Below are 20,279 nucleotides of genomic sequence, written 5' to 3' on the forward strand. Positions count from 1 at the left end.
TCCCTCCAAAGATCCCTGTCCTCTAATTGGCCTCCAATTTGACATCCTCGCGCTGATCCCAGAAGACTTTGAATTCCAGCTTTTCGACTTCACGCTGCTGCTTATAGCTGATTCTGAGCGTGGCTTCCTTTGGAACGGTGACGTCTCTGTCCAGTTCCTGTAATAAGACTTTGATATTGTTTTCATTTCCCTTTAAGGTAGTCAGGGCTTCGCCAATTTTGCCAAACAGCGCGAAGGACGTGCCGGATACATCCTCGGAAACCATATACCGCTCATTCTGATTGATATAGTCAATGGAATCTCCGGCAGCCAGCCAGCGGAGCAGGGACTCCCGGGAAAAGCGCCATTCCCGGCCGATCTTGCGGGCCGGGAAATGTTCTTCGCGAAGCAGTTTGATCAGTGTCTTCTCGCTGACGCCCAAAGCCCCGGCAGCCTGTTTGAGGTTTAAAATATCATCATCATTCATTCCGTATCACGGCTCCTTTTGATCTTAGAAACAGCATATCACGATCGGGCCCGGTTTTCAAGCAGCGACGGAAGATAATAATAAATTAACAGTATATAATAGATATTTAGAGCAAGATAGCAGAATATTTTTCAACATCTATTAGAATAATTTACGGAATAGCGAAAAGCAAATCCTGATTGTTAGGGAAAGGTAAGGCAATGGTGGAATCAACGGTGCCTGAGCTTCGCTAACAAATCGACCTCTCTGTTATTTACATGTAAATGCCGGTAGCCGGATAAGCATACGTCTTGCTTATCCGGCTACCGGCTTCATAAAACAACAGTGCATTTAATACGGTCCCTTGGCATACAACGGCCGCAATTGTAGTCTCCAATAACATTAGACAGAAAAAATAAATCACAAGCAGAACGGCTCCGTATGCCCATAATACGAATATAGGCTATTTGTCTGTTTGAAGATTTCGCAAAATTTCATGATAGCGTATTGTTGCCAATTCGCTTGCTTTACCCTTTTTACAGAAAGAAAGCCCGGCCAGTTTCGGAACAACGCGCTCAACCACAATCTGCCCATCCACCATTTTAGATTCCAATGTTTCCAAGGCTTCAAGAAACCGTTTGTCCTCTTTTGCCCGGTTGTAAAAGGATAAGACGTAGACATAAATAAAAAGGTTGTAGTTTCGGAAAGGGTATTCAACTTGCATGAATAATGTGCCAATTCCATAGTGACACGGGCCAATAGGTTTCCTGATTGTCCAATGCTCCAGCAAAAAATCCACGGCCTTGTCAAGTGCAGGTTTTTTGTTAAGATAATCGGTGAAACGGAACGCGTTAAGAGCGTTAAGCGTGGGGAAAGGATTGGAATACTCCGTTTCCGGCCCTCGGCCAAAGCTGAATTTATTGCAACGCCAGCCGCCGTCTGTATACTGAATATCAAAAAGATGCTTAAAAGTCTTTTGCAATCTGAAATCAGATACATAACCCATGTGACAAAGCACATTGGCGGCGTGGATGGTTTGGCATGGGTAAACAGGGCCTTGCGGATACAGCTTAAAACGTCCGTCCTCCTGCCACGCACCGAATATTAAGGCAGCGGTTTCTTTCAGTAGAGGTTCTGTAGGTTCCATGCCCAATTCCAATAGGTACATTACGCTCTCTAAAGTTGAGAATGGCGCACCCTTTATCAAACGCTTATCCGGCGTAGTCCAAAGGTCAGCTCCATTATCATGCCTATGGGACAATATCACTTCCACATCTGATGCATATTGCTTCTCTACAGCCATCCTTTTCACCTCCTTTAATGCGCATCCCAGGCATAAGGCTGTATAGATTTAGCCAGTTGGCTCCCGACAAAATAATCTTCTTGATGGAATTCCCGCCTATCGGCGTTTTAATAACAAGTATACTCTAAAAATATAGAAATTCAATTAAATTCTGACCGTCCCCTGGCTTTAGGTCCCTGCGTGGATTGTATTTTGCTGTCCTGATCTTAGAGGCGGGGATTTTCTATATATCCGTAATCTGTTGACCTTAACACGAATTTTATCCGCCTCTTCCGCAAGTATACTTTGCAATATGCAAAGTATACTTGACATTTCTTTTTGTTAATGTTATATTTGTATTGTCAGGAGGGGTTTCTTTGAATGATAAGACCAAACTAAAGAATCGCTTAAAAGTCGCGCGAGCCGAAATGGATATTTCTCAGGAACAGCTTGCAAAGATGGCGGGTGTGAGCCGGCAAACAGTCGGTTCCATTGAAAGCGGGCAATACTGCCCGACGGCTAAACTTGCGTTAGTCCTTTCAAAGTGTCTACAAAAAAGTTTTGAGGACTTATTTTATTTAGAGGAGGAAGATAATAATGGATAAAATGGACAAGAAGCAAGGCAAGGATACCCCCCTTTACGGTATTGTTGATGAGCGGACAAAAGCCGTTGTATATCAAGGAGATGCATATACCGGGCGGTTTATGTTATTTGCGGTACTCTTTGCCGTTTTTATTCGCGGATTGGACCTCAACATCCCATTTATAGATTCAAATTGGGATTTAATGCTGATCGTCATAATCGGCGGCGGCATTTCCACCGTATATCAGATCAAAAGCAAAGTTGTGTTTAATCGTCCGTTCTCCCGGAGTTTTCTTTTTCTCATTGCTTTGATAGCCATAAGCGCTCTGATAGCATTTATTTTAATTTTTTTCAAGCGATAAACCCTATTAGGCTGTGTTGGCTTTTAAAGCCTCGCGGCCTTTTCTCCTGTGAACTCTTCCCAGCGTTTGACCGCCAAATCGCAGTACGGGGGAAAACTCCATCGCGCAGCAGCGGCGCTCAGTCCGCTCCGCCGCGATGATCGTGTGCCGCTGCCGGAAAACGGCTCCAATACGATACTGCCCCGGCCGCTGTGCATTTTCAGGCACCGCCACGGCAGTTCGATAATTTCCCGCGCCGGGGGCGTCGGGGGACAAATTCGATGCAGAAAGACAAAACAGATCGTGAGCAGAGTGCCGGGAGCGCGTCGGGACATAAAATCTGAAAGGGCGACCCTTATTGAGAGCAGAATCAGCCTGCTGCGTTTTCCCGGCACTTTACTTACTCCCCCTTAAAAAATATGGGAGAATTAAATTTGTCACAAAGAGAGGTGCCATATGGCAACGAACATTTATATCCCGTCGGCAACGCATGGGCTGGGAGTGACAATATGCGTATTTTGGGCGTAACAACCGGCGAGACCATGCTTTATGCCATGCTTGCCGCAAAGATCAATCGACCCGTGTCTTGAAAATCCCAATGAGAATAAAAAAAGCCCCAAATCCGCTTAAAAAGAGGACTTGGGGAAACCACAAAATGGTGCCGGTGGTCGGACTCGAACCGACACGTCCAAAGGACACGGCATTTTGAGTGCCGCACGTCTGCCAAATTCCATCACACCGGCAAATTTATTTGTTTTCTCAAAAACTACAGCATGGAGTATTATATAATAAAAAGGCACCGAAATCAAGTCCATTATCAAAAAAACCGGAATATCTGCAGTGAGATATTCCGGTTTTCCGAATTAAAATCATTCCGCGTTGTAGAGACCGATAATATGTCTTGGGCACGCTTCAACGCATTCCCCGCATCCCACGCACTTTTCGGGATCCACGGCCGCCAGGAAATTCTTGACATGAACCGCATCGTATTTGCAGGTTTTTTCACATTTCATACAGCCAATGCAGCCAACCTTGCACACTTTATTGACAACGTTTCCCTTGTCGCAGTTGCTGCACAGTACCACCGCCTGCTTTTTGACCGGAACCAGCGTGAGCAGATGCCTCGGACAGGCCTTCAGGCACATGCCGCAGGCAACACAGTTTTTCGGCTCGACCATTGCCACGCCATTGCGTACGCTGAGGGCATTATAATCGCAGGAATTGACGCAATCACCCAAACCGATGCAGCCAAAGGTACAGCTGGTCGGGCCGCCCGCGACCGCGGCAGCGGCGGCACAGCTTGTAATTCCTTCATATTCCACACGGTCGGTCGTGTTGTCATGGCTGCCCAAGCAGCGGACGACCGACATGTGGGGCTCCACGGAAGTTGCGGCAACGCCAAGATAAGCGGCAATCGCGTTGGCAACATCGTTGCCGCCCACGGTGCACAGTCCGGGTTTCGCCGTTCCTTCCGCCAGAGCTTTTGCATAGCCGTCGCATCCGGAGAAGCCGCACGCGCCGCAGTTTGCGCCGGGCAGCATCGCACGGACATCCTCCGTCTTCTGGTCCTTCGGAACTGCCATCACGATGGACGCGACCGCAAGAATCAAGCCGGACAGAAGTCCGATAACTACCACAATCAAAACTGGAAGTAAAATCTCATTCATTCTCTACCATCTCCTAACCCAACATGCCGTCGACAAGACCTGAGAACCCGAGAAACGACAGGGAAACCAGAGATGCGGCGATCAGAGTGATCGGCAGACCCTTCATAAATTTCGGCACATCATTAAGTTCCATTCTTTCACGTACGCCCGAGAACATGATCAGGGCAACCATGAAGCCGATGCCCGCGCCAAACGAGTTCATCAAGGCCTGCAAGTAGCCGTAGCCGGTGGGATCCGCAGTGTGTTTGTCAAGCACCAGCATGGTCACGCCGAGGACGGCGCAGTTCGTCGTAATCAGAGGCAAATAAACTCCAAGGGCGTTGTACAGGGACGGAATGTATTTCCTCAGTACCGTCTCAATGAACTGAACCAAAACGGCGATGACCAGAATAAACACGATGGTCTCCAGAAAAGCCAGGTCCTGCGGCACCAGAATTCCATAATAGATCGGCCATGTGACCGCCGTGGCGAGGACCATAACCACCGTTACGGCGATGCTCATGCCCGTCGCGCTGCTGCGGCTTTTGGAGACGCCCAGGAACGGGCAGATGCCGAGGAATTTATCAAGGATATAGTTTTCCGTCAAAATAGCGGTAAGAAAAATCGCAAAAAGTGATTTTATCATTTCGTTTCAGCCTCCTTGTCTTTGCCTACGATAAGGGAGCAGTTTTTGGAAAGCGCGCAGCCCGCGCAGCCGGTGAATCCGCCGCAGCCGATTTCCTCGGGGGCTTTCCCCTCGCCGGAAAGCCGGTTTGCGACGGCGATCAAAAGTCCAAAGACAAAGAATCCTCCCGGAGGAAGCAGAAACACGATGATCGGAGGCATAAAGCCCGAAAGGATCGGGGCATTGAAAACCGTGCCGTTGCCCAGCAGCTCGCGGATGATGCCCATCGCGAGCAGCGTGGCGGTAAAACCGATGCCCATGCCGATCCCGTCCAGGATGGAGGGTAAAACCTTATTTTTGCTTGCATACATTTCGGCACGGCCGAAAATGATGCAGTTTACAACGATCAATGGCAGATAAACGCCCAACGCGGCCTTCAATGCGGGGGAAACCGCCTCGACAATCATCTGGACAATGGTCGTAAAGCTCGCGATTACCACGATGTAGCATGGAATGCGGACCTTGTCGGGGATAATATTGCGCAGCGCGGAGATAATCGCGTTGGAGCACACCAGAACAAAGGTTGTGGCAAGTCCCATCCCGATCGCGTTGCCGGCCGCCGTTGTGAGCGCCAATGTGGAACAGGTGCCCAGAACCAGCCGGAGCACGGGGTTCTCCTTGATAATGCCCTTTGTAAGTTCATGTATCGGACTGTTTTTAGCCATATTACTCACCACCCTTTACTTTCTGATAGTCCTCAATCGCCTCGTTGACGGCCGTCGTCACTGCCTTGCTGGTAATCGTGGCGCCGGTCATGGCATTGATCTGTCCTTCCTTGGCTCCGCCGCCTTTGACCACTTCAAAGCCCTTTTCCGGAGCCTTCTGTTTGTACTGGTCGCGGAACGAATCCTTCTGTGCGTTCAGGCCGAGGCCCGGGGTATCGCTGGTGCTCAGCAGGATCACTCCCGTGACCTTGCCGTCCTTGTCAATGCCGGTCATAACCTGAATCTTGCCGCCGTAGCTGCTGGCCTCGGTCGTGAAAACATAGCCGGCAATGTCGCTTCCCTTTTTGCCTACGTAACAATCCTCGTTCTTTGCGGACTGCTCAAAGGATTCGGCGGTCGGAAGGGCCACTCTGCGGGATTCCTCTGCGTCTTTCGCGTTCTGCGCCGCGATGGTGTCTTTGGTCGCCATGTTGGTAAAGGCCAACAAAGCCGTCATGACCAGGCAGATGGCGACCAGGATCATAGTCGGCTTCAGAATTTCTTTAGCGCTTAGCTTCATCTTTCACAGGCTCCTTTCCGAATGCCACCGGGCGCGTCGCGGAATCGATCAGCGGCACAAGAATATTCATGACAACGATGGAGTAGGATACGCCTTCCGGCAGGCTGCCGAAATTCCGGATCAGCATGGTGAGAATGCCGCATCCGACGGCAAAAATGACCTTGCCCTTGGTGGTGATCGGAGAAGTCGTGTAGTCGGTCGCCATAAAGATCGCGCCGAGCATCAGGCCGCCGGAGAGCAGATCCATCAGAACATCGCGGCCCATAAAGAGTGAGAGAACCGCCGCGGTGCCGATGTAGCACAGCGGGATCACAGGGGAAATCACTTTGCGGGCCACCAGATAGATTCCGCCCAGGAGCAGCGCAAGGGCGCAGGTCTCGCCCAGGCAGCCCGCCCGGTCGCCGACGAACATATTCAGGTAGCTGGGCAGCTGGTCAATTGACGCGCCCTGCTTTAAAAGGTTCAGAGGGGAAGCGGTGGTGACCGCGTCGGAAGTATGAAGGTAATAAAAAGGCTTTGCCCACGTGGTCATGGGTGTGGGGAAAGAATTCATCAGGATAATGCGGGCGGTCAGAGCAGGGTTGACAAAGTTCTGGCCGATGCCGCCGAACATCTGCTTGACCACCACGATCGCGACCATTCCGCCGAAAGCGGCCATCAGCGGATGAATGGTGACAGGCAGGTTGAAGGCGAGAAGCAAACCGGTCACCACCGCGCTCAAATCACCGATGGTGTTTTCCCGCTTCATGACTTTGCGGCATATGTACTCGCTGAGGACGCAGGAGATGATTGTCACGGCCATAATCAGCAGCGCACGCGGCCCGAACACAATGACTGCGGCGATGGCGGCCGGCACAAGCGCCAGGATCACATCCAGCATAATCTTCCTGGTAGTCACCCCGCTCCTGATATGAGGCGAGGACGATACGACCAATTTCTCTTCCATTATTTCTTCCCCTCCGCTCTAACCAAAGCTTTGCCAAGACGAATTGCCTGAACCAGCGGCCGGCCGGCAGGGCAGTTGAAAGAGCAGGTTCCGCATTCCATGCAGTCCATAATGTCCAGGCTGTTCAGCTCTTCCACGCGCTTCGCAACGGTATTTTTCTCAAGAAGCGTCGGCATCAGGTTCATCGGGCAGCCGGTCACGCAGCGCCCGCAGCGAATGCAGGCGGAAGGCTCCAGCTTATGCGCTTCCTTTTCATCCAGGCAAATAATCGCATTGTTTTGTTTAATGACGGGCAGATTGTCGCTTGCAATCGATACGCCCATCATCGGGCCGCCCATCAGGATCTTTTTGGGAGTGGCTTTGTATCCGCCGCAGAAATCGACGATGGTGCGGATGTTCGTGCCGATGGGCACAATGACGTTCTTCGGTTCCTTAATGGCGGAGCCGTCGATGGTCAAACGCTTTTCAACCAGAGGCATTCCCGTTCTCAGGAACTTGCCCAGGTGTGCGCAGGACGTGACATTCATCACAATGCACCCCGCGTCCGCCGGAAGCTTGCCGACCGGAACGCGGCGGCCCGTGCAGGACTGGATCAGCACTTTTTCAGCGCCCTGCGGGTAACTGGAGCGCAGCTCGAGCACCTTGATCTCTTTGTCGGACTCTTCCTTGCTCTCGCTCAGCACTTTGTTGAACTTGGCGATGACGTCCGGCTTGTTCCCCTCGACCCCCAAGATGACCCGATGCAGCCCAAGCCAGTGTTTGACCGCGCGGACTCCGGTGAAAATATCGTCGGTGTCTTCGATCGCGCACCGGTTGTCTGAGGTGATGTAAGGCTCGCATTCCGCCACATTGACAATCAGTGTGTCCACATTTTTATCGTCCGGAACCTTCAGCTTGACGTGCGCGGGGAATCCGGCGCCGCCCAGCCCGACCAGGCCGCAGGCGTGAACCGCGTCCAGAAACTCCGGAAGGCTGTTGATGACCGGAGGTTTCACATCCGGTGAGACTTCCATCTTGCCGTCGGAATCAATCACAACCGCGTCCATGAACTGGCCTCCGGACAGCGTCACCTTTTTGATCGCGCTGACGGTTCCGGAAATCGTTGCATGGATCGGTGCGCTGACAAACGCGGTGCTGTCAGCGATTTTCTGCCCAATCAAAACGGTATCCCCGACTTTTACCGTCGGAGCGCAGGGGGGACCTACATGCTGCTGCATGGGCAGGACAACCTGCCCGGGAGGCGGCAGCATGACGGATTCCATCTGCGCGGTGTTCTTCCTGTGAGGAACTGCCGCGCCGCCATGCGTTTTGAATGGCTGCGTTGGAAAAGTCAATTCCATGTTTAAATCCTCCAATACATACTAAACTAATGAAAATAACAATATTCAGTCACGGCACCCGGCCCGAAGTTTCCCTCTGACTCATGCCGAAGAGAACCCCAAAATATAAAGCAGGAATCATTTGGCGAGGACATAGTTTCCGCCGGTAATTTGAAAGCTGTCTTTCAGCCCGCCGGTTACATAAACCTGATTCGCGGAGTCAATAAACACGCCTTCCGCATGATAATCCGCAAGCAGTTTTTCGCCCTTTTCTCTTCCCAGAACAAAGCAGGCGGTCGAAAGCGCGTCGCTGAGCGCGCCGTTGTCACATTTGACGGTCACGGAAACCAACCCGTTGTTTTCGGGATAGCCCGTTTTCGGGTTTAGCAGATGGTGGTAGGTGACACCGTTTTCCGTAAAGGTCTGTTCGTATGTTCCCGAAGTGGACACAAAGCCGGAAGCAAGATCGATCTGCCCCATGGACCCGGCGCTGTCATCCTTTGTGTCCGGGTCGCGGATCGCGATATGCCAGGGGGACCCGTCCGGCTTTGAGCCGTAAACCCCGATGCTCCCGCCGACCGCGATGATTCCATATTCCGCGCCCGCGCTGCGGTAAGCCGCGATCGCATCGTCGCAGGCGGCACCCTTCCCGATCCCGCCCAGATCGATCGCCATATAGTGCAGCTTCAGCGACGCTTTGGAATTTTTTGCATCGACGCGCAAATCCTGATAATTCACATACTGAACAAACTTCTGCACTTCCGACTTGGCCGGAGCATGCTGGTTTTCCCCGCCGAAGTCCCAGAGCGACGACACCGGCAAAATCGTGGGATCGTAAGCCCCATCCGATTTCTGGGCCACATCCAGGCTGGCGGAAAGAATGGAAGCAGTCTCAGGGTCAATGGAAATCCAATCGGTCCCAGCGGCCGCATTCAGGCGCGCCACATCGGAGGTGTCGATGCGCCATGAAATTTCGTTCTCCAGCCGCGTTATCTTACCCAGCGCCGCCTTTGCCGCTTCTTCGCCGTTTTTTCCGTATACGGTCTGCTGTATGTAAGTTCCCATCGCGAAGTCTGAGCTTTCATAGGAAACGGGCTGCCGCTCCGTCCGATACCAGTAAAAGCCCGCCAGGACGGCAGCCCCGCAGAACAAAACGACCAGCGCCGGGACGATTCTTTTTTTACCGCGCATCAGCTTCCCCCTATGTTGCATATCTATGTGAATTATATCACATTTTCACCGAAAGTCCAGTAAAATGAGCAAAATACGCGGGAATCAGCCGGTTTTTCATACAATTGTGCAAAGAAAATTCTAAAACCTTCCCGATCTGAAATTTTATCATTCAGCCTGAAAAAAAGACTAAAAATATCCCCCATTCCTTTTCTTTATGATATAATCATTTGCAGAAAGCAACAGGAGGATGAAAGCGATGTCTGTCGACAAAGTAAAAAAATATTTGGCACGGTTTTCCATGCAGGACCGGCTGAAGGAATTTCCGGTCTCCAGCGCGACGGTGGAACTCGCGGCGAAGGCCCTCGGAGTGGAGCCGGCCAGAATCGCCAAAACGATCTCCTTCCGCCGGGAAAACGGCTGCATTCTGATCGTGGCCGCCGGAGATACGAAAATAGACAACGCGAAATTCAAATCGGAATTCGGGTTTAAGGCGAAAATGCTCGGCGCCGAAGAAGTGGAGCCCCTGACGGGGTACCGGATCGGAGGCGTCTGCCCGTTTGACAATCCGGCACAGGCGCAGGTCTACTGTGATGTGTCGTTAAAGAGGTTCGAGACGATTTTCCCCGCGGGCGGCAGCGAAAGCTCCTGCGTGTCGCTCGCCTGCGACGAGCTGTCCCGCCTGTCCAACAGCGTCCGCTGGGTGGATGTCTGTAAAAACCGGGAAGGTGCCTGACCGCCATGAGAATGCGGACGAAACATTGGGCGGCTCCGGAACTGGACGCCTGCCCGTATTTTTACCGGAAGCCGGAGCAGTACCTCGGCCGCTGGCACAGTCTTTTCGCAAGACAGCAGCCTGTTTACCTGGAGCTTGGATGCGGAAAAGGATTTTTCCTCGCCGGGGCCGCGCCGCGCCATCCGCAGATCAACTATCTTGGAATCGATCTGAAGGACGCCGTCCTCGGACCGGCCCGCAGAAATATAGAGCAGGCGTTCCGCGAGGCGGGCCGCCCGGTGGATAATGTGGTCCTGACGGCGCTCAACATCGAGCAGATTCAGTTTGCAATGGGGCCGCAGGACCAGGTGGACCGGATCTATATCAATTTCTGCAACCCATGGCCCCGAAAGAAACATCAGAAACGCCGTTTGACGCATCCGCATCAATTGGAGCATTACCGGCAGATCTTAATCCCGGGCGGGGAACTGCATTTCAAAACCGACGACGAGGGACTGTACGCGGACACCGTGGAATATCTGGAATCCTGCGGGTTTCAGATTTTCTTGCGGACGGAGGACTTGTACGCCGACCTGCCGGAAGACAACATTCAAACAGAACATGAAAAAATGTTTTTGCAGCAAGGCGTTAAAATCAAGGCGCTTTCCGCGCGGCTGCGTGAAAATCCATGAGAGAGGACCGGGCGTAAACCCGGTCCTCAAATTTTGCTGCAGCTTCGCGATTGGCACGGCATCGCCGGCTTCTCTGTCAGCCGCCGCCCTGATCCCCGATCGCCTGGACCGCGCCGCCCTGAAGCAGCTGATCCACCTCTTCGTAGCCTGCCGGAAAAGCAAAGTTGTAGCGCGCCGGAAGCGCGAATACGTATTTGGAATTGCGGGCCAGCTCGCTCGGACCGATCGGAGCCGCCCCGATATGGAATTTGTCCTGCCCAAGCGCATTCCACTGGTCCGGGGTGAAAACCAAAATCGGGATGTCCTGCCGCGGCGTCTCCTTGGTCCACTCCGGGTGGCGGACCAGGATCTCCGGGCCGGTCTCCGTGATTTTTCCCTCCTGCCCCTGGACCAGCGAATACCCCTGCCATTCCTGGGTGAGAACGGTATAGCCCTTCCAGCTCGACGGAAGGGTTACCGAAAAACCATACTGATCATTCCGATAGACGATGGAAGAGGAAGAAGTTTCCTGATCCAGCGTGACGTCCACAATCATCCAGCGGCCCCCTATCTTTTGCACGGACAGTTTGATCCCCTGTTTGCCGGACTGCTGACCGCCCGACACGTCTGCGGAAGTTTTTTCTATGATTTCTCCCGTCACGTCATAGGCGTCGTCCGCCTGTTTCTCCACGGAAAGGATCTCAATCCGGTCCGGCCAGGGGCTGGAAGTGAGACGTCCCGGAGCCGAAGACGGTTCGGACTGCCATTCCTTCAGCAGAGAGGGCGAAACATATTCGCCATAATATTTTTGCATGTCACTGGCGACCGCTTCCTTTGCCGCTAAAAGAGAAACCTTCTGCAGCTGGCCGCCGAATCCGGTGACCAGATCTCTGACGGCCGCCTCCTGCACCTCGCCGGTTGACCGGGAGGAATCCGGCTCCTGTGCCGAAGGCGCACCACGGCAGCCGGCGGCAAGTGTACAAAAAGCCAGCGCAAGAATCAAACATCCAATTTTTTTCACGCTCACTCCCCCTTCGATGCCAATTCCCATACAAAATATGCAGGCTGTCTTCTATTCATACCCTGATGCGAAAGAAATGAAGAAAACCCCGCCCTGTCCATTTCTGGACAGGCGGGGCCGCTTTCGTAACACTCGGCTGGCCGGCACAGGCTTTGCAGCTGAAAACGGCGCGTCCGCCCGCCGACCCGTTTTATGTCGCTCCGAATCCCGGCGTTTCCGGCCGCGGGCCGGCGCAGTCATCCGCTGACGCTGAGATTGACCATATAGCTGCCGTATACCCAGGAGCTGGAGGCGTTGCTGATGCTGAACGTCACCGGCATCTCCGTGTGACCGGTAAAATTTTCGCTGTCCGACAGATCGATTTCAGCCACCAAATTGCTTTCCGTCAGTTTTGCGATTTCCTCTTTCGGCCCGACGACCGTGACGTTCAGCGTCTTGGTGTAAATTTCCGCATGCTTTCCGGAACCCAGATTTTTTACGCTGAAATTCGTCACAGTAATCTTTCTTGTAGACAGGCCGCTCAGAGCCAAGGTCACCTTCGCGGTCGGAATATTGCTCAGGTTCTTGCAGGTCGACGGCAGACTGACATCGACGTCGAAACTGTTGGTACTGGGGCTCACCTTGGAAAAATCGATCGGCGCAAGGCTGACCGCCGACAAATTGGTCAGCACGCTGGAGGGTCCCGCCACCTCAATCGTCCGGGGATCGATCGAGATCTCGGAGCTTCCAAGGGACAGCCCGGCCGGCTTATTGGTGAAGACGGCATCCAGCGGCAGGATCTCCCTCGGCAGAACCGGAATGCTCACCTCAACCTGCTTCAGGCTGAGCGTCAGTCCGCTGTCTGTGATCTTATTTCCGTTCACGTCATACAGGACCAGATCCGCGGTAAAATTCTTTGTATCCTTCAAAGTATCGGTCACCTTGTATTCAAAAGCGACCCGGTTGACCTGCTGCACCTGCTTTTCCGGACCCGAGACCGTCACCGTGTCGCTGTTGAGCGCGGGCGTCCCGACGAAAAAGGAAGGATCCGATTTATAATTTTCGGGATAGGTGATATCGCTCTGAATATTAAATGTTTTTTCCTTGTAGCGGTCGACGACGACGATAGCCTGCTCCGGCAAAACAGAGGACACGGTGAAATCTGTCAGGTTCCGTTTCTCCGTCTTCTGGGCGGTCAGGGGAAGCGTATAAGTATTGGGGGAAGTAATCGACGAAGCCGAAAGCGCAACCACCTTCAGGTCGTCGGCACTGATCTGGTTGACCACCAGGCTGTTCCCCTTGACATACACCGTCGCCGTCTTGTTGACAGGGCTGAACACCTTGAGCCCGTCGGCCTGGGCGGCGTCGGAAAGCGTGATTTCGATCGGGACGTTCGCAATTGCCCGCGGGTGGTCCTCCGTATCCGCCGACGTGACAAAAAACCAGAGAAATATGGAGACAAGAAGAGAAAAAACCAACACAAATTTATTATTATAAAACAGCTGATCCATGGAAATCTTTCTGATTTTCATTATTTTTTCGTCCTCCGGAAAGAAGGAATCCAGTTTTGCCTTTTTTCGACAGGTTCGGCCGCTTCGGAGAGCATAAGGCTCTCCAGTTCGCTGTTCAGCGTCTCCCTTGTGTAATTTCTCGTAATCGTCCCGTTCCTCACGACGGAAATCTGGCCGGTTTCTTCCGAGACCACGACGATGACCGCGTCCGAATTTTCGCTCATGCCGATCGCGGCCCGGTGCCGGGTTCCGAGTTCCACGCTGACCTTGTCGCTTTTGGTCAGGGGAAGGATGCATCCGGCGGCGTGAACCATCCCGTCACGGATGATCATGGCCCCGTCGTGCAGCGGAGCTTTGTTGAAAAAGATATTGCAGATGATCTGGACGGATGGCACCGCCTCGACAATGGTGCCCGTGTCGATGATATCGCCCAGCTTCGTCTTCATCTCAAATACGATCAGCGCCCCGGTCTTTTGCCGGGACATCTGAGCGGCCGCGTCGACGACTGCGTTGACCGCCCTCCGGTTTTTCTGAAGCCTCATCTCCGCCTCGTCCGAAACAAAGCTGAGGCCCAGATACCATTTTTTCCCCGTCCCGATTCCGCTGCGGCCAAGCTGTTCCAGGGCGCGCCTGATTTCGGGCTGAAAAACAATCAGCAGAGCAATAAAAGCAAACTGGAACAGATAACTGATGATGCTCTGCATCAGATACAGATTGAGCCAGTAGGAAAGGAGCCAAACCGCCATCAGCACCAGAATCCCGCGCACCAGCTGCCCCGCTCTTGTTTCCCGTACCAGTTTGACCGCGTTGTAAATGATAAACGTGACAAGGGTGATGTCAAGAGCGTCGGCAAACCGAAAGTTATGGATCAGCTGAAGAAAAATATTCCATAGGCCGATGACAAAATCCATACTTTTTACCCTTTCCTATCGAACCGGGCGCCCGGCTTCCGATCCTTTCTTTTAAAAACCTATCCGCAAACAGTCTCCGGCGCAGGATATCCGGCCGGAGTCCGGTTTTTCCACTTCCATTTTAGCATATATGATTTTAGAATCAACCTTTTCTTTCTCAATTTTAACGGATTGAGGCCAAAACCTGCGCCAACCGGTCCATCTCTGCCCGGCGCGTGAAAACGGAGGGGCAGACGCGCACCGCGCCCTGCTCCAGCGTGCCGTAAAACCGGTGTGCCGCGGGAGCGCAATGCAGCCCGGACCGGACTGCGATGCCATATTCATTCAGTTTTCTGCCGACCGTCTCGCTCGGCAGGTCGCCCACGTTGAACGACAGCACCGGCGCAAAATACCGCGGATTCGGTTCGTCAGCGTAAAGCCGGACGTTGGAGAGCCTTGACAGGCGCTGGTACAGGTACTGGACAAGGCCGATTTCATGCTGGAAAATCCGATCGGTCCCGCGCGCCCGGACAAACTCGATCCCCGCCCGCAGGCCGGCGATCCCCGGCATGTTCTGGGTCCCGCTTTCCATCCGCTCAGGCATGGCCTCCGGCTGCTTCGTCTGCGCGGAATTGGTTCCGGTCCCGCCTTCGATCAGCGTGTTCAGCCCGCTGCCATTCGCCGTGATCAGAAGGCCCGTGCCCATCGGGCCGTAAAGCCCCTTGTGGCCCGCGATGCAGAGATAATCGATCCCGCTGTCCGCCATATCGACGGGAAGCACCCCCGCGGACTGAGCGCAGTCCACCGCGATCGGGACCCTGTACTCGTGGCCGAGCGCGGCGATCCGTTCCACCGGAAGCCGGATGCCCCACACGTTTGAGGCGTGAGTGCAGACGATCAGCCTGGTATTGGAGCGGATGGAGCGGCGGAAGGAATCCACCGTGGCATCGTTGTCGCCCGGGTATACCCGCGCTTCCGTCACCTCTACGCCGGCTTCGGAAAGCGCGTGGAGCGGGCGGGCCACCGCATTATGTTCCAGGCAGGAGGTGACCGCGTGGTCGCCGGGTTTCAGAAGTCCTTTCAGGACATAGTTTACCGCGTGAGTGCAGTTCAGCGTAAAGGCGACGCATTCCGGCCCCGGCGCGTGAAAAAAATCCGCCGCTGCCATCCGGCAGCGGTAAACTTCTTCAGCCGCGGCAAGGGACATATCGTGCCCGGCCCTGCCCGGATTCGCGCCGTAATTCCGGAGGGCGTAGGCCACCGCGCTGCGCACGGAATCCGGTTTCGGATAGGTGGTGGCCGCATTATCCAGATAGATCATATCGTATCCTCTCTTTCCGCGCGTCCATTGACCGGGACGCCGTACCGAAGAAGAATGTCTTCCGCTTCGTCGGCTCTGCCGCCGGGAACAAAAATACAATATCCGCAGCCCCCGTTCGCGTAGCTGCCGGGTATTCTTTCCACATAGGAACGAATTCCCAGCCGGACCAGTATGTTGCGGCTCTTGATGGCATTTGTAATGGAACCGACGAGTATCAACGGCTTGCCCACAACAATCCCCCCTCTGTTTTTACTAACAGAATATGCGGTGGGCAACGGTTTGACTATTTCACTTTACCGCATTCTCCCCAAAAACAGCGGTGTCGATCAGGCAGACCGCCTGGGCGGCAATCCCCTCTCCTGCGCCGGTAAAGCCCAGACGCTCCTCCGTCGTCGCCTTTACGCTGACGCGGTCTGCGGGGATTTTGCACGCCCCGGCGATCCTCTCGCGCATCCGCTGAATGTAAGGGCTCAGCTTGGGAGCCTGGGCAATCACAGTGGAATCGATACTGAGAACGGCATACCCTTTTTCTCCCAAGAGATCGGAAACTTTCCGAAGAAGCCCTATGCTGTCCGCCCCCCGGAAAGAAGGGTCGCTGTCCGGAAACAGCGCTCCGATATCCCCAAGCGCCGCCGCCCCCAGCAGCGCGTCCATCACGGCGTGCGCCAGAACATCCGCGTCGGAATGTCCGAGAAGCCCCTTTTCACAGGGAATTTCAACTCCGCCCAGAATCAGCTGGCGCCCCGGCGCAAGGCGGTGAACGTCGTATCCCTGCCCAACTCTCATGAAAGGCCCTCCCTTTTTTTCAGGATTGCTTCCGCAATGACGAGATCCTCCGGCGTGGTCAGCTTGATATTCTCATAGCTTCCCCGGCACAGATGGACCCTGACCCCGATCCGTTCAACCAGCTGGCAGTCGTCGGTATAGTCCTTTCCGTCCTCCCGGGCTTTTGAGAGCGCCCGCCGATAAAGATCCATGCGAAACGTCTGCGGCGTCTGCACCGTCCAAAGTCCTTCCCGATCCGGCGTGGAGAGGACCCGCTGCCCGGAATCGATCCGCTTGACGGTATCCTTCAGAGGCGTCCCCAGAGCCGACGCGCCGGTTTTGAAAGCGTCCCTTACGCACAGATCAATTTCCTCCGGCGTCACAAGCGGCCTTGCGCCGTCATGGACGGCAAGATATCCGGCGTCCCGCGGAAGCGCTTCGACCCCCGCGAAAACGGATTCCTGCCGCGAGGCCCCGCCGGGGACGACCGCGGCTGCCTTTTGGATGCGGTATCGGCCGATACAGTCCCGCATCGCCCCAAGGTCCTCCTTGCGGCAGACGATGACGACCTGCCCAACCGCCCGCGCACCGTCAAACGCTCTCAGCGTGCGGACCACCGCCGGAACGCCCAAAACCGGAAGAAACTGTTTCGAAATGCCGCTTCCCATTCTGGCCGACCGGCCGGCGGCGGCAATCACTGCGCAGCATACATCCGCCGCTCGGTCAAAGTTCATTGCATTCCCTCCAAAAAATGTCTTCCGTCATCAGTAATTTTCTCCGTCGGCGCCGAGGGCGTCTCCGAGCGAATCCGGTTGAAAATCGATGAATAACGGCGTATGATTATGATAATAAAAAATGGAATGGTGGAATCCATATGGGCGAAATCAAAGCAAAACATGTCTCAGATTCGGAAACAGAGCAGATACAGCCTGTGTTTTACTCCAATTTAAATTTGCAGCAGCGCCTGTTCGGCGGGGAGCTCGTCTCGTGGATCGACGTGGTGGCCGGCGCCGTCGCCCGCAGGCATTCCTCGAGCAACGCGACCACTGCGGCGATCGATAACCTGCAGTTCAAGCTGCCGGTTGTCGCCAACAGCGTCGTGGTACTGCATGGGAAAATGACCTATGTTGGACGCACTTCGATGGAAGTCCGTGTGGACAGTTACGTGGAGGAGCTTTCCGGCGAGCGAAAGCTGGTCAATACCGCCTACCTGGTGCTTGTGGCCCTGAGCGAGGACGGGAAGCCGATTCCCGTTCCCAGGCTGATTTGCGATACCCCGGAAGAAAAGGCGGAATGGGAAGCCGGCGAAAAGCGCCACGCTTTAAGAATTCAACGCAGACAGGAATCTTTCTGAAAAACGCCCCGGAAATCCGGGGCGTCTCGCTTCTTCTTACCCGCCAAACAGCGGACCCGAAAACTCAGATGCGGTTTTTGAGCTTCATCCGGGCGCGTTGCAGAGCATTATCCGCCGCTTTGGGCGTGATGGACAGCTTTCCGGCGATCTCGGAGTAACTGTACCCGCCCAAATACAGCCGAAGCACGCGAAGCTCCCGTTCCGACAGGGCGGACCGGATTTTCTCCCACATCTGGCCGACGCCTTCACTGCTCGCAAGCAGGGTCTCCGGGTCCCATCCCCCGGATTGCAGCTCCAGCCCCGGACGCTCACTGTCGCTGAGAGACACAAAGTCGCTCAGCGGTTTATTTTTCCTGCTCAGGGCGGAGCGGTAGGCCATAATCATGCGGTTCGCGATGCAGGTGCCCGCATAAGTCTTAAAGGCGGCGCCGCCTGAAGAATTGTAAGCGCGCGCCGCGTTGAAAAGACCGACCAGCCCCTCCTGGCAGAGGTCGTCCGTTTCCAACTGGGCGGAATGAAACGGCGCCGCCTTATAGCGAATCAGCGGGATATACCGCGCCGTCAGTTCGGCGAAGGCGTCGGAATCGCCGTCTTTTACAAGCGCGGCCAGCTGGCTGTCCGTAAAACCGGCAAGCCGTGTACGGTTTGGAACTGACAAGGCAAACACCTCATGACACACTTTCCTGCAGTTTCATCATACCTTACATCCGTCAAGAAGTCAATGGAATTCTCCCGATCCGCCTTTCCCAAAAGGAATTCCATTGCGGATTTAAGTCGAAAAGAGTATAATAAATATATTATGATCTGGGGGAATGGGAATGGTATCACATTTATACGGCATGGGTCTTTACGGCATGGATGCATTCCCCGTGGAAGTGGAGGCGGACCTCTCCTCCGGGCTCCCTTCGTTTGAGGTGGTCGGGCTTCCGGACACTGCGGTGAAGGAATCCCGCGACCGTGTCAGATCCGCGATGAAAAACTGCGGCTTCGACTTTCCGGTCAGCAAAATCACCGTGAATCTGGCTCCGGCCGACAAGCGGAAGGAAGGGCCGATTTACGATCTGCCGCTGCTGATCGCCCTGATGAAGGCCAGCGGGCAGCTGGACGCGGACCTTGATGGGAGCGTCTTTATCGGCGAGCTTTCCCTGACGGGCGAACTGAGGCCGGTGCGCGGGATTTTGCCGATGGCGATCCGCGCGCGGGAAGAGGGCTTCCGCCGATTTTTCGTGCCAAAGGAAAACGCCGCGGAGGGCGCGGTGGTCCGCGGGATCGAAATCTATCCCGTGGAGGACCTTCCCGGACTTCTGGGGCATCTGAACGGCGGCGGACAGATCGTTCCGGCCAAGCCCGCCGAGCCGGGGCCCGGCGGTATGCCGGACTGCCCCGACTTCGCCGACGTCTGCGGCCAGGCGGAAGCCAAGCGCGCACTGGAGATCGCCGCCGCCGGCGGGCATAACGCGCTGCTGATCGGGCCGCCCGGCTCCGGAAAGAGCATGCTGGCACGGCGCATTCCATCCATCCTTCCCGAAATGACATTCGAGGAGACCATTGAAACAACGAAAATCCACTCCATTGCCGGGATCCTTCCTCCCGGCGTCTCATTGGTGCGCACGCGGCCGTTCCGCTCTCCCCACCACACCGTTTCCCCCGCCGGGCTTTCGGGCGGAGGCAGTATTCCCCGCCCGGGGGAAATCTCTCTGGCCCATAACGGCGTGCTTTTTCTGGACGAGCTTCCCGAATTTTCACGCAGTTCGATGGAAGTTCTGCGCCAGCCGATTGAAAACGGAGCCGTCACGATCTCCCGGGTCGGCGGCACGGTCAGCTACCCTTGTTCCGTGATGTTTGTCGCGGCCATGAATCCCTGTCCCTGCGGATATTTCGGGCACCCGACGCGGCGCTGCACCTGCTCGCCCCAGGCGGTTTCGCACTACCTGTCGCGGGTTTCCGGCCCTCTCCTCGACCGGCTCGACCTTCACATCGAGGTGCCGCCCGTCGACTTCGAGCAGCTGGACACACACGGCAAAGAGGAAAGCTCCGAGTCCATCCGGCGCAGGGTCAACGCCGCCCGCCGGATTCAGAACGAGCGGTTCCGCGGAACGGGCGTCTCCTGCAACGCGAGAATCCGGACCGACCGGCTGCACGAATTCTGCCGGCTGAGCGAATCCGGGCGCGCCCTTTTAAAAAAGGCGTTCGACCGGCTGGGGCTTTCCGCGCGCGCCTATGACAGGATCCTGAAAGTGTGCCGCACCATCGCCGATCTGGACGGGAGCGAAACCATTGAGCCCGCACATGTCGCGGAAGCGGTGCAGTACCGCAGTCTGGACCGCAAATACTGGCTCAAGGAACTGTGAGCAAAAAGGGTCCGCAGAATGCTTTTACATTCTGCGGACCCTTTTATCGTTATGCAGACT

General features: G+C 54.8%; 24 protein-coding genes and 1 tRNA gene. 6 read left to right on the forward strand and 19 right to left on the reverse strand.

The window, feature by feature from the left end; translation table 11 throughout:
- Positions 1-22 precede the first annotated feature (22 nt).
- Positions 23-466, reverse strand: coding sequence for a helix-turn-helix domain-containing protein (locus VA597_RS13450; protein WP_128743338.1), 444 nt, complete (start codon positions 464-466; stop codon positions 23-25).
- Positions 467-908: 442 nt separating this feature from the next.
- Positions 909-1,748, reverse strand: a complete 840-nt coding sequence (locus VA597_RS13455) for a prenyltransferase (protein ID WP_128743340.1) — start codon at positions 1,746-1,748, stop codon at positions 909-911.
- Positions 1,749-2,104: 356 nt separating this feature from the next.
- Between VA597_RS13455 and VA597_RS13460 the strand changes: the two genes are divergently transcribed.
- Both VA597_RS13460 and VA597_RS13465 read left to right on the forward strand, forming a co-directional pair.
- On the forward strand, positions 2,105-2,332 hold the full coding sequence (locus VA597_RS13460; RefSeq protein WP_128743342.1) for a helix-turn-helix transcriptional regulator: 228 nt from the start codon (positions 2,105-2,107) through the stop codon (positions 2,330-2,332).
- Positions 2,325-2,672 (forward strand): hypothetical protein, encoded by a 348-nt coding sequence (locus VA597_RS13465; RefSeq protein ID WP_128743344.1) that lies wholly within the window; start codon positions 2,325-2,327, stop codon positions 2,670-2,672. The genes VA597_RS13460 and VA597_RS13465 overlap by 8 nt, the downstream gene beginning before the upstream one ends.
- Before the next feature lie 23 nt (positions 2,673-2,695).
- Here the strand turns inward: VA597_RS13465 and VA597_RS17800 are convergent, their stop codons facing one another.
- The 9 genes from VA597_RS17800 to VA597_RS13510 all read right to left on the reverse strand — a co-directional run bounded on the left by VA597_RS17800 (position 2,696) and on the right by VA597_RS13510 (position 9,662).
- Positions 2,696-3,046: a hypothetical protein gene (locus VA597_RS17800; protein ID WP_243112521.1), complete on the reverse strand. Its 351-nt coding sequence runs from the start codon at positions 3,044-3,046 to the stop codon at positions 2,696-2,698.
- A 261-nt stretch (positions 3,047-3,307) separates the two neighbouring features.
- Positions 3,308-3,394 (reverse strand) — tRNA-Leu (locus VA597_RS13475).
- 126 nt (positions 3,395-3,520) lie between these two features.
- Entirely contained in the window at positions 3,521-4,318 is a 798-nt protein-coding gene (locus VA597_RS13480) for an RnfABCDGE type electron transport complex subunit B (RefSeq protein ID WP_128743346.1), read from the reverse strand.
- Between the two features lie 13 nt (positions 4,319-4,331).
- Positions 4,332-4,943, reverse strand: a complete 612-nt coding sequence (locus VA597_RS13485; RefSeq protein WP_128743348.1) for an electron transport complex protein RnfA — start codon at positions 4,941-4,943, stop codon at positions 4,332-4,334.
- On the reverse strand, positions 4,940-5,647 hold the full coding sequence (rsxE, locus tag VA597_RS13490) for an electron transport complex subunit RsxE (RefSeq protein WP_128743350.1): 708 nt from the start codon (positions 5,645-5,647) through the stop codon (positions 4,940-4,942). Before rsxE ends, VA597_RS13485 begins: the two co-directional genes overlap by 4 nt.
- Position 5,648: 1 nt before the next feature.
- Positions 5,649-6,206: an RnfABCDGE type electron transport complex subunit G gene (locus VA597_RS13495; protein ID WP_128743352.1), complete on the reverse strand. Its 558-nt coding sequence runs from the start codon at positions 6,204-6,206 to the stop codon at positions 5,649-5,651.
- Positions 6,190-7,152: an RnfABCDGE type electron transport complex subunit D gene (locus VA597_RS13500; RefSeq protein WP_128743353.1), complete on the reverse strand. Its 963-nt coding sequence runs from the start codon at positions 7,150-7,152 to the stop codon at positions 6,190-6,192. The genes VA597_RS13495 and VA597_RS13500 overlap by 17 nt, the downstream gene beginning before the upstream one ends.
- A complete protein-coding gene (gene rsxC / locus VA597_RS13505; RefSeq protein ID WP_128743354.1) occupies positions 7,152-8,492 on the reverse strand; it encodes an electron transport complex subunit RsxC in 1,341 nt (446 codons plus the stop codon). The genes VA597_RS13500 and rsxC overlap by 1 nt, the downstream gene beginning before the upstream one ends.
- Positions 8,493-8,609: 117 nt before the next feature.
- Positions 8,610-9,662, reverse strand: coding sequence for an FAD:protein FMN transferase (locus VA597_RS13510; RefSeq protein ID WP_164919073.1), 1,053 nt, complete (start codon positions 9,660-9,662; stop codon positions 8,610-8,612).
- A gap of 238 nt (positions 9,663-9,900) precedes the next feature.
- On the opposite strand from VA597_RS13510, the gene VA597_RS13515 reads away from it, so the two are divergent.
- Both VA597_RS13515 and trmB read left to right on the forward strand, forming a co-directional pair.
- On the forward strand, positions 9,901-10,377 hold the full coding sequence (locus tag VA597_RS13515; protein ID WP_128743357.1) for a YbaK/EbsC family protein: 477 nt from the start codon (positions 9,901-9,903) through the stop codon (positions 10,375-10,377).
- Positions 10,378-10,382: 5 nt separating this feature from the next.
- On the forward strand, positions 10,383-11,048 hold the full coding sequence (gene trmB / locus VA597_RS13520; protein ID WP_128743359.1) for a tRNA (guanosine(46)-N7)-methyltransferase TrmB: 666 nt from the start codon (positions 10,383-10,385) through the stop codon (positions 11,046-11,048).
- A gap of 76 nt (positions 11,049-11,124) precedes the next feature.
- Here the strand turns inward: trmB and VA597_RS13525 are convergent, their stop codons facing one another.
- The 7 genes from VA597_RS13525 to ispD form a co-directional block, all read right to left on the reverse strand.
- Positions 11,125-12,048, reverse strand: coding sequence for a hypothetical protein (locus tag VA597_RS13525; protein ID WP_128743361.1), 924 nt, complete (start codon positions 12,046-12,048; stop codon positions 11,125-11,127).
- 236 nt (positions 12,049-12,284) lie between these two features.
- A complete protein-coding gene (locus VA597_RS13530; protein WP_128743362.1) occupies positions 12,285-13,559 on the reverse strand; it encodes a CdaR family protein in 1,275 nt (424 codons plus the stop codon).
- A complete protein-coding gene (gene cdaA / locus VA597_RS13535; RefSeq protein WP_128743364.1) occupies positions 13,559-14,449 on the reverse strand; it encodes a diadenylate cyclase CdaA in 891 nt (296 codons plus the stop codon). The genes VA597_RS13530 and cdaA overlap by 1 nt, the downstream gene beginning before the upstream one ends.
- Positions 14,450-14,612: 163 nt before the next feature.
- Complete coding sequence (locus tag VA597_RS13540; protein ID WP_128743366.1) at positions 14,613-15,749, reverse strand: aminotransferase class V-fold PLP-dependent enzyme; 1,137 nt, start codon at positions 15,747-15,749, stop codon at positions 14,613-14,615.
- Entirely contained in the window at positions 15,746-15,979 is a 234-nt protein-coding gene (locus VA597_RS13545; RefSeq protein ID WP_243112522.1) for a putative Se/S carrier-like protein, read from the reverse strand. Before VA597_RS13545 ends, VA597_RS13540 begins: the two co-directional genes overlap by 4 nt.
- Positions 15,980-16,037: 58 nt before the next feature.
- The gene (gene ispF / locus VA597_RS13550) at positions 16,038-16,535 is read right to left on the reverse strand and encodes a 2-C-methyl-D-erythritol 2,4-cyclodiphosphate synthase (protein ID WP_326974756.1); all 498 of its coding nucleotides are present in this window, start codon (positions 16,533-16,535) and stop codon (positions 16,038-16,040) included.
- The gene (gene ispD, locus VA597_RS13555; protein ID WP_128743370.1) at positions 16,532-17,248 is read right to left on the reverse strand and encodes a 2-C-methyl-D-erythritol 4-phosphate cytidylyltransferase; all 717 of its coding nucleotides are present in this window, start codon (positions 17,246-17,248) and stop codon (positions 16,532-16,534) included. Before ispD ends, ispF begins: the two co-directional genes overlap by 4 nt.
- 140 nt (positions 17,249-17,388) lie before the next feature.
- Here ispD and VA597_RS13560 point away from each other — a divergent pair, with 140 nt between their 5' ends.
- Positions 17,389-17,868, forward strand: coding sequence for an acyl-CoA thioesterase (locus tag VA597_RS13560; RefSeq protein WP_128743372.1), 480 nt, complete (start codon positions 17,389-17,391; stop codon positions 17,866-17,868).
- 64 nt (positions 17,869-17,932) lie between these two features.
- Here the strand turns inward: VA597_RS13560 and VA597_RS13565 are convergent, their stop codons facing one another.
- On the reverse strand, positions 17,933-18,526 hold the full coding sequence (locus VA597_RS13565; protein ID WP_128743374.1) for a sigma-70 family RNA polymerase sigma factor: 594 nt from the start codon (positions 18,524-18,526) through the stop codon (positions 17,933-17,935).
- A gap of 160 nt (positions 18,527-18,686) precedes the next feature.
- On the opposite strand from VA597_RS13565, the gene VA597_RS13570 reads away from it, so the two are divergent.
- Positions 18,687-20,219: a YifB family Mg chelatase-like AAA ATPase gene (locus tag VA597_RS13570; RefSeq protein ID WP_128743376.1), complete on the forward strand. Its 1,533-nt coding sequence runs from the start codon at positions 18,687-18,689 to the stop codon at positions 20,217-20,219.
- Positions 20,220-20,279 lie beyond the last annotated feature (60 nt).

The sequence above is a fragment of the Caproicibacter sp. BJN0012 genome (assembly GCF_035986805.1).
Classification (GTDB): domain Bacteria; phylum Bacillota; class Clostridia; order Oscillospirales; family Acutalibacteraceae; genus Caproicibacter.

Coding starts and splice junctions, on each gene's coding strand:
- ispD (WP_128743370.1), bottom strand. CDS start 17,248: ATGAACTTTGACCGAGCGGCGGATGTATGCTGCGCAGTGATTGCCGCC.
- VA597_RS13465 (WP_128743344.1), top strand. CDS start 2,325: ATGGATAAAATGGACAAGAAGCAAGGCAAGGATACCCCCCTTTACGGT.
- rsxE (WP_128743350.1), bottom strand. CDS start 5,647: ATGGCTAAAAACAGTCCGATACATGAACTTACAAAGGGCATTATCAAG.
- VA597_RS13495 (WP_128743352.1), bottom strand. CDS start 6,206: ATGAAGCTAAGCGCTAAAGAAATTCTGAAGCCGACTATGATCCTGGTC.
- rsxC (WP_128743354.1), bottom strand. CDS start 8,492: ATGGAATTGACTTTTCCAACGCAGCCATTCAAAACGCATGGCGGCGCG.
- VA597_RS13510 (WP_164919073.1), bottom strand. CDS start 9,662: ATGCGCGGTAAAAAAAGAATCGTCCCGGCGCTGGTCGTTTTGTTCTGC.
- VA597_RS13480 (WP_128743346.1), bottom strand. CDS start 4,318: ATGAATGAGATTTTACTTCCAGTTTTGATTGTGGTAGTTATCGGACTT.
- VA597_RS13450 (WP_128743338.1), bottom strand. CDS start 466: ATGAATGATGATGATATTTTAAACCTCAAACAGGCTGCCGGGGCTTTG.
- VA597_RS13455 (WP_128743340.1), bottom strand. CDS start 1,748: ATGGCTGTAGAGAAGCAATATGCATCAGATGTGGAAGTGATATTGTCC.
- VA597_RS13530 (WP_128743362.1), bottom strand. CDS start 13,559: ATGAAAATCAGAAAGATTTCCATGGATCAGCTGTTTTATAATAATAAA.
- cdaA (WP_128743364.1), bottom strand. CDS start 14,449: ATGGATTTTGTCATCGGCCTATGGAATATTTTTCTTCAGCTGATCCAT.
- VA597_RS13560 (WP_128743372.1), top strand. CDS start 17,389: ATGGGCGAAATCAAAGCAAAACATGTCTCAGATTCGGAAACAGAGCAG.
- VA597_RS13515 (WP_128743357.1), top strand. CDS start 9,901: ATGTCTGTCGACAAAGTAAAAAAATATTTGGCACGGTTTTCCATGCAG.
- VA597_RS13500 (WP_128743353.1), bottom strand. CDS start 7,152: ATGGAAGAGAAATTGGTCGTATCGTCCTCGCCTCATATCAGGAGCGGG.
- ispF (WP_326974756.1), bottom strand. CDS start 16,535: ATGAGAGTTGGGCAGGGATACGACGTTCACCGCCTTGCGCCGGGGCGC.
- VA597_RS13485 (WP_128743348.1), bottom strand. CDS start 4,943: ATGATAAAATCACTTTTTGCGATTTTTCTTACCGCTATTTTGACGGAA.
- VA597_RS13540 (WP_128743366.1), bottom strand. CDS start 15,749: ATGATCTATCTGGATAATGCGGCCACCACCTATCCGAAACCGGATTCC.
- trmB (WP_128743359.1), top strand. CDS start 10,383: ATGAGAATGCGGACGAAACATTGGGCGGCTCCGGAACTGGACGCCTGC.
- VA597_RS13570 (WP_128743376.1), top strand. CDS start 18,687: ATGGTATCACATTTATACGGCATGGGTCTTTACGGCATGGATGCATTC.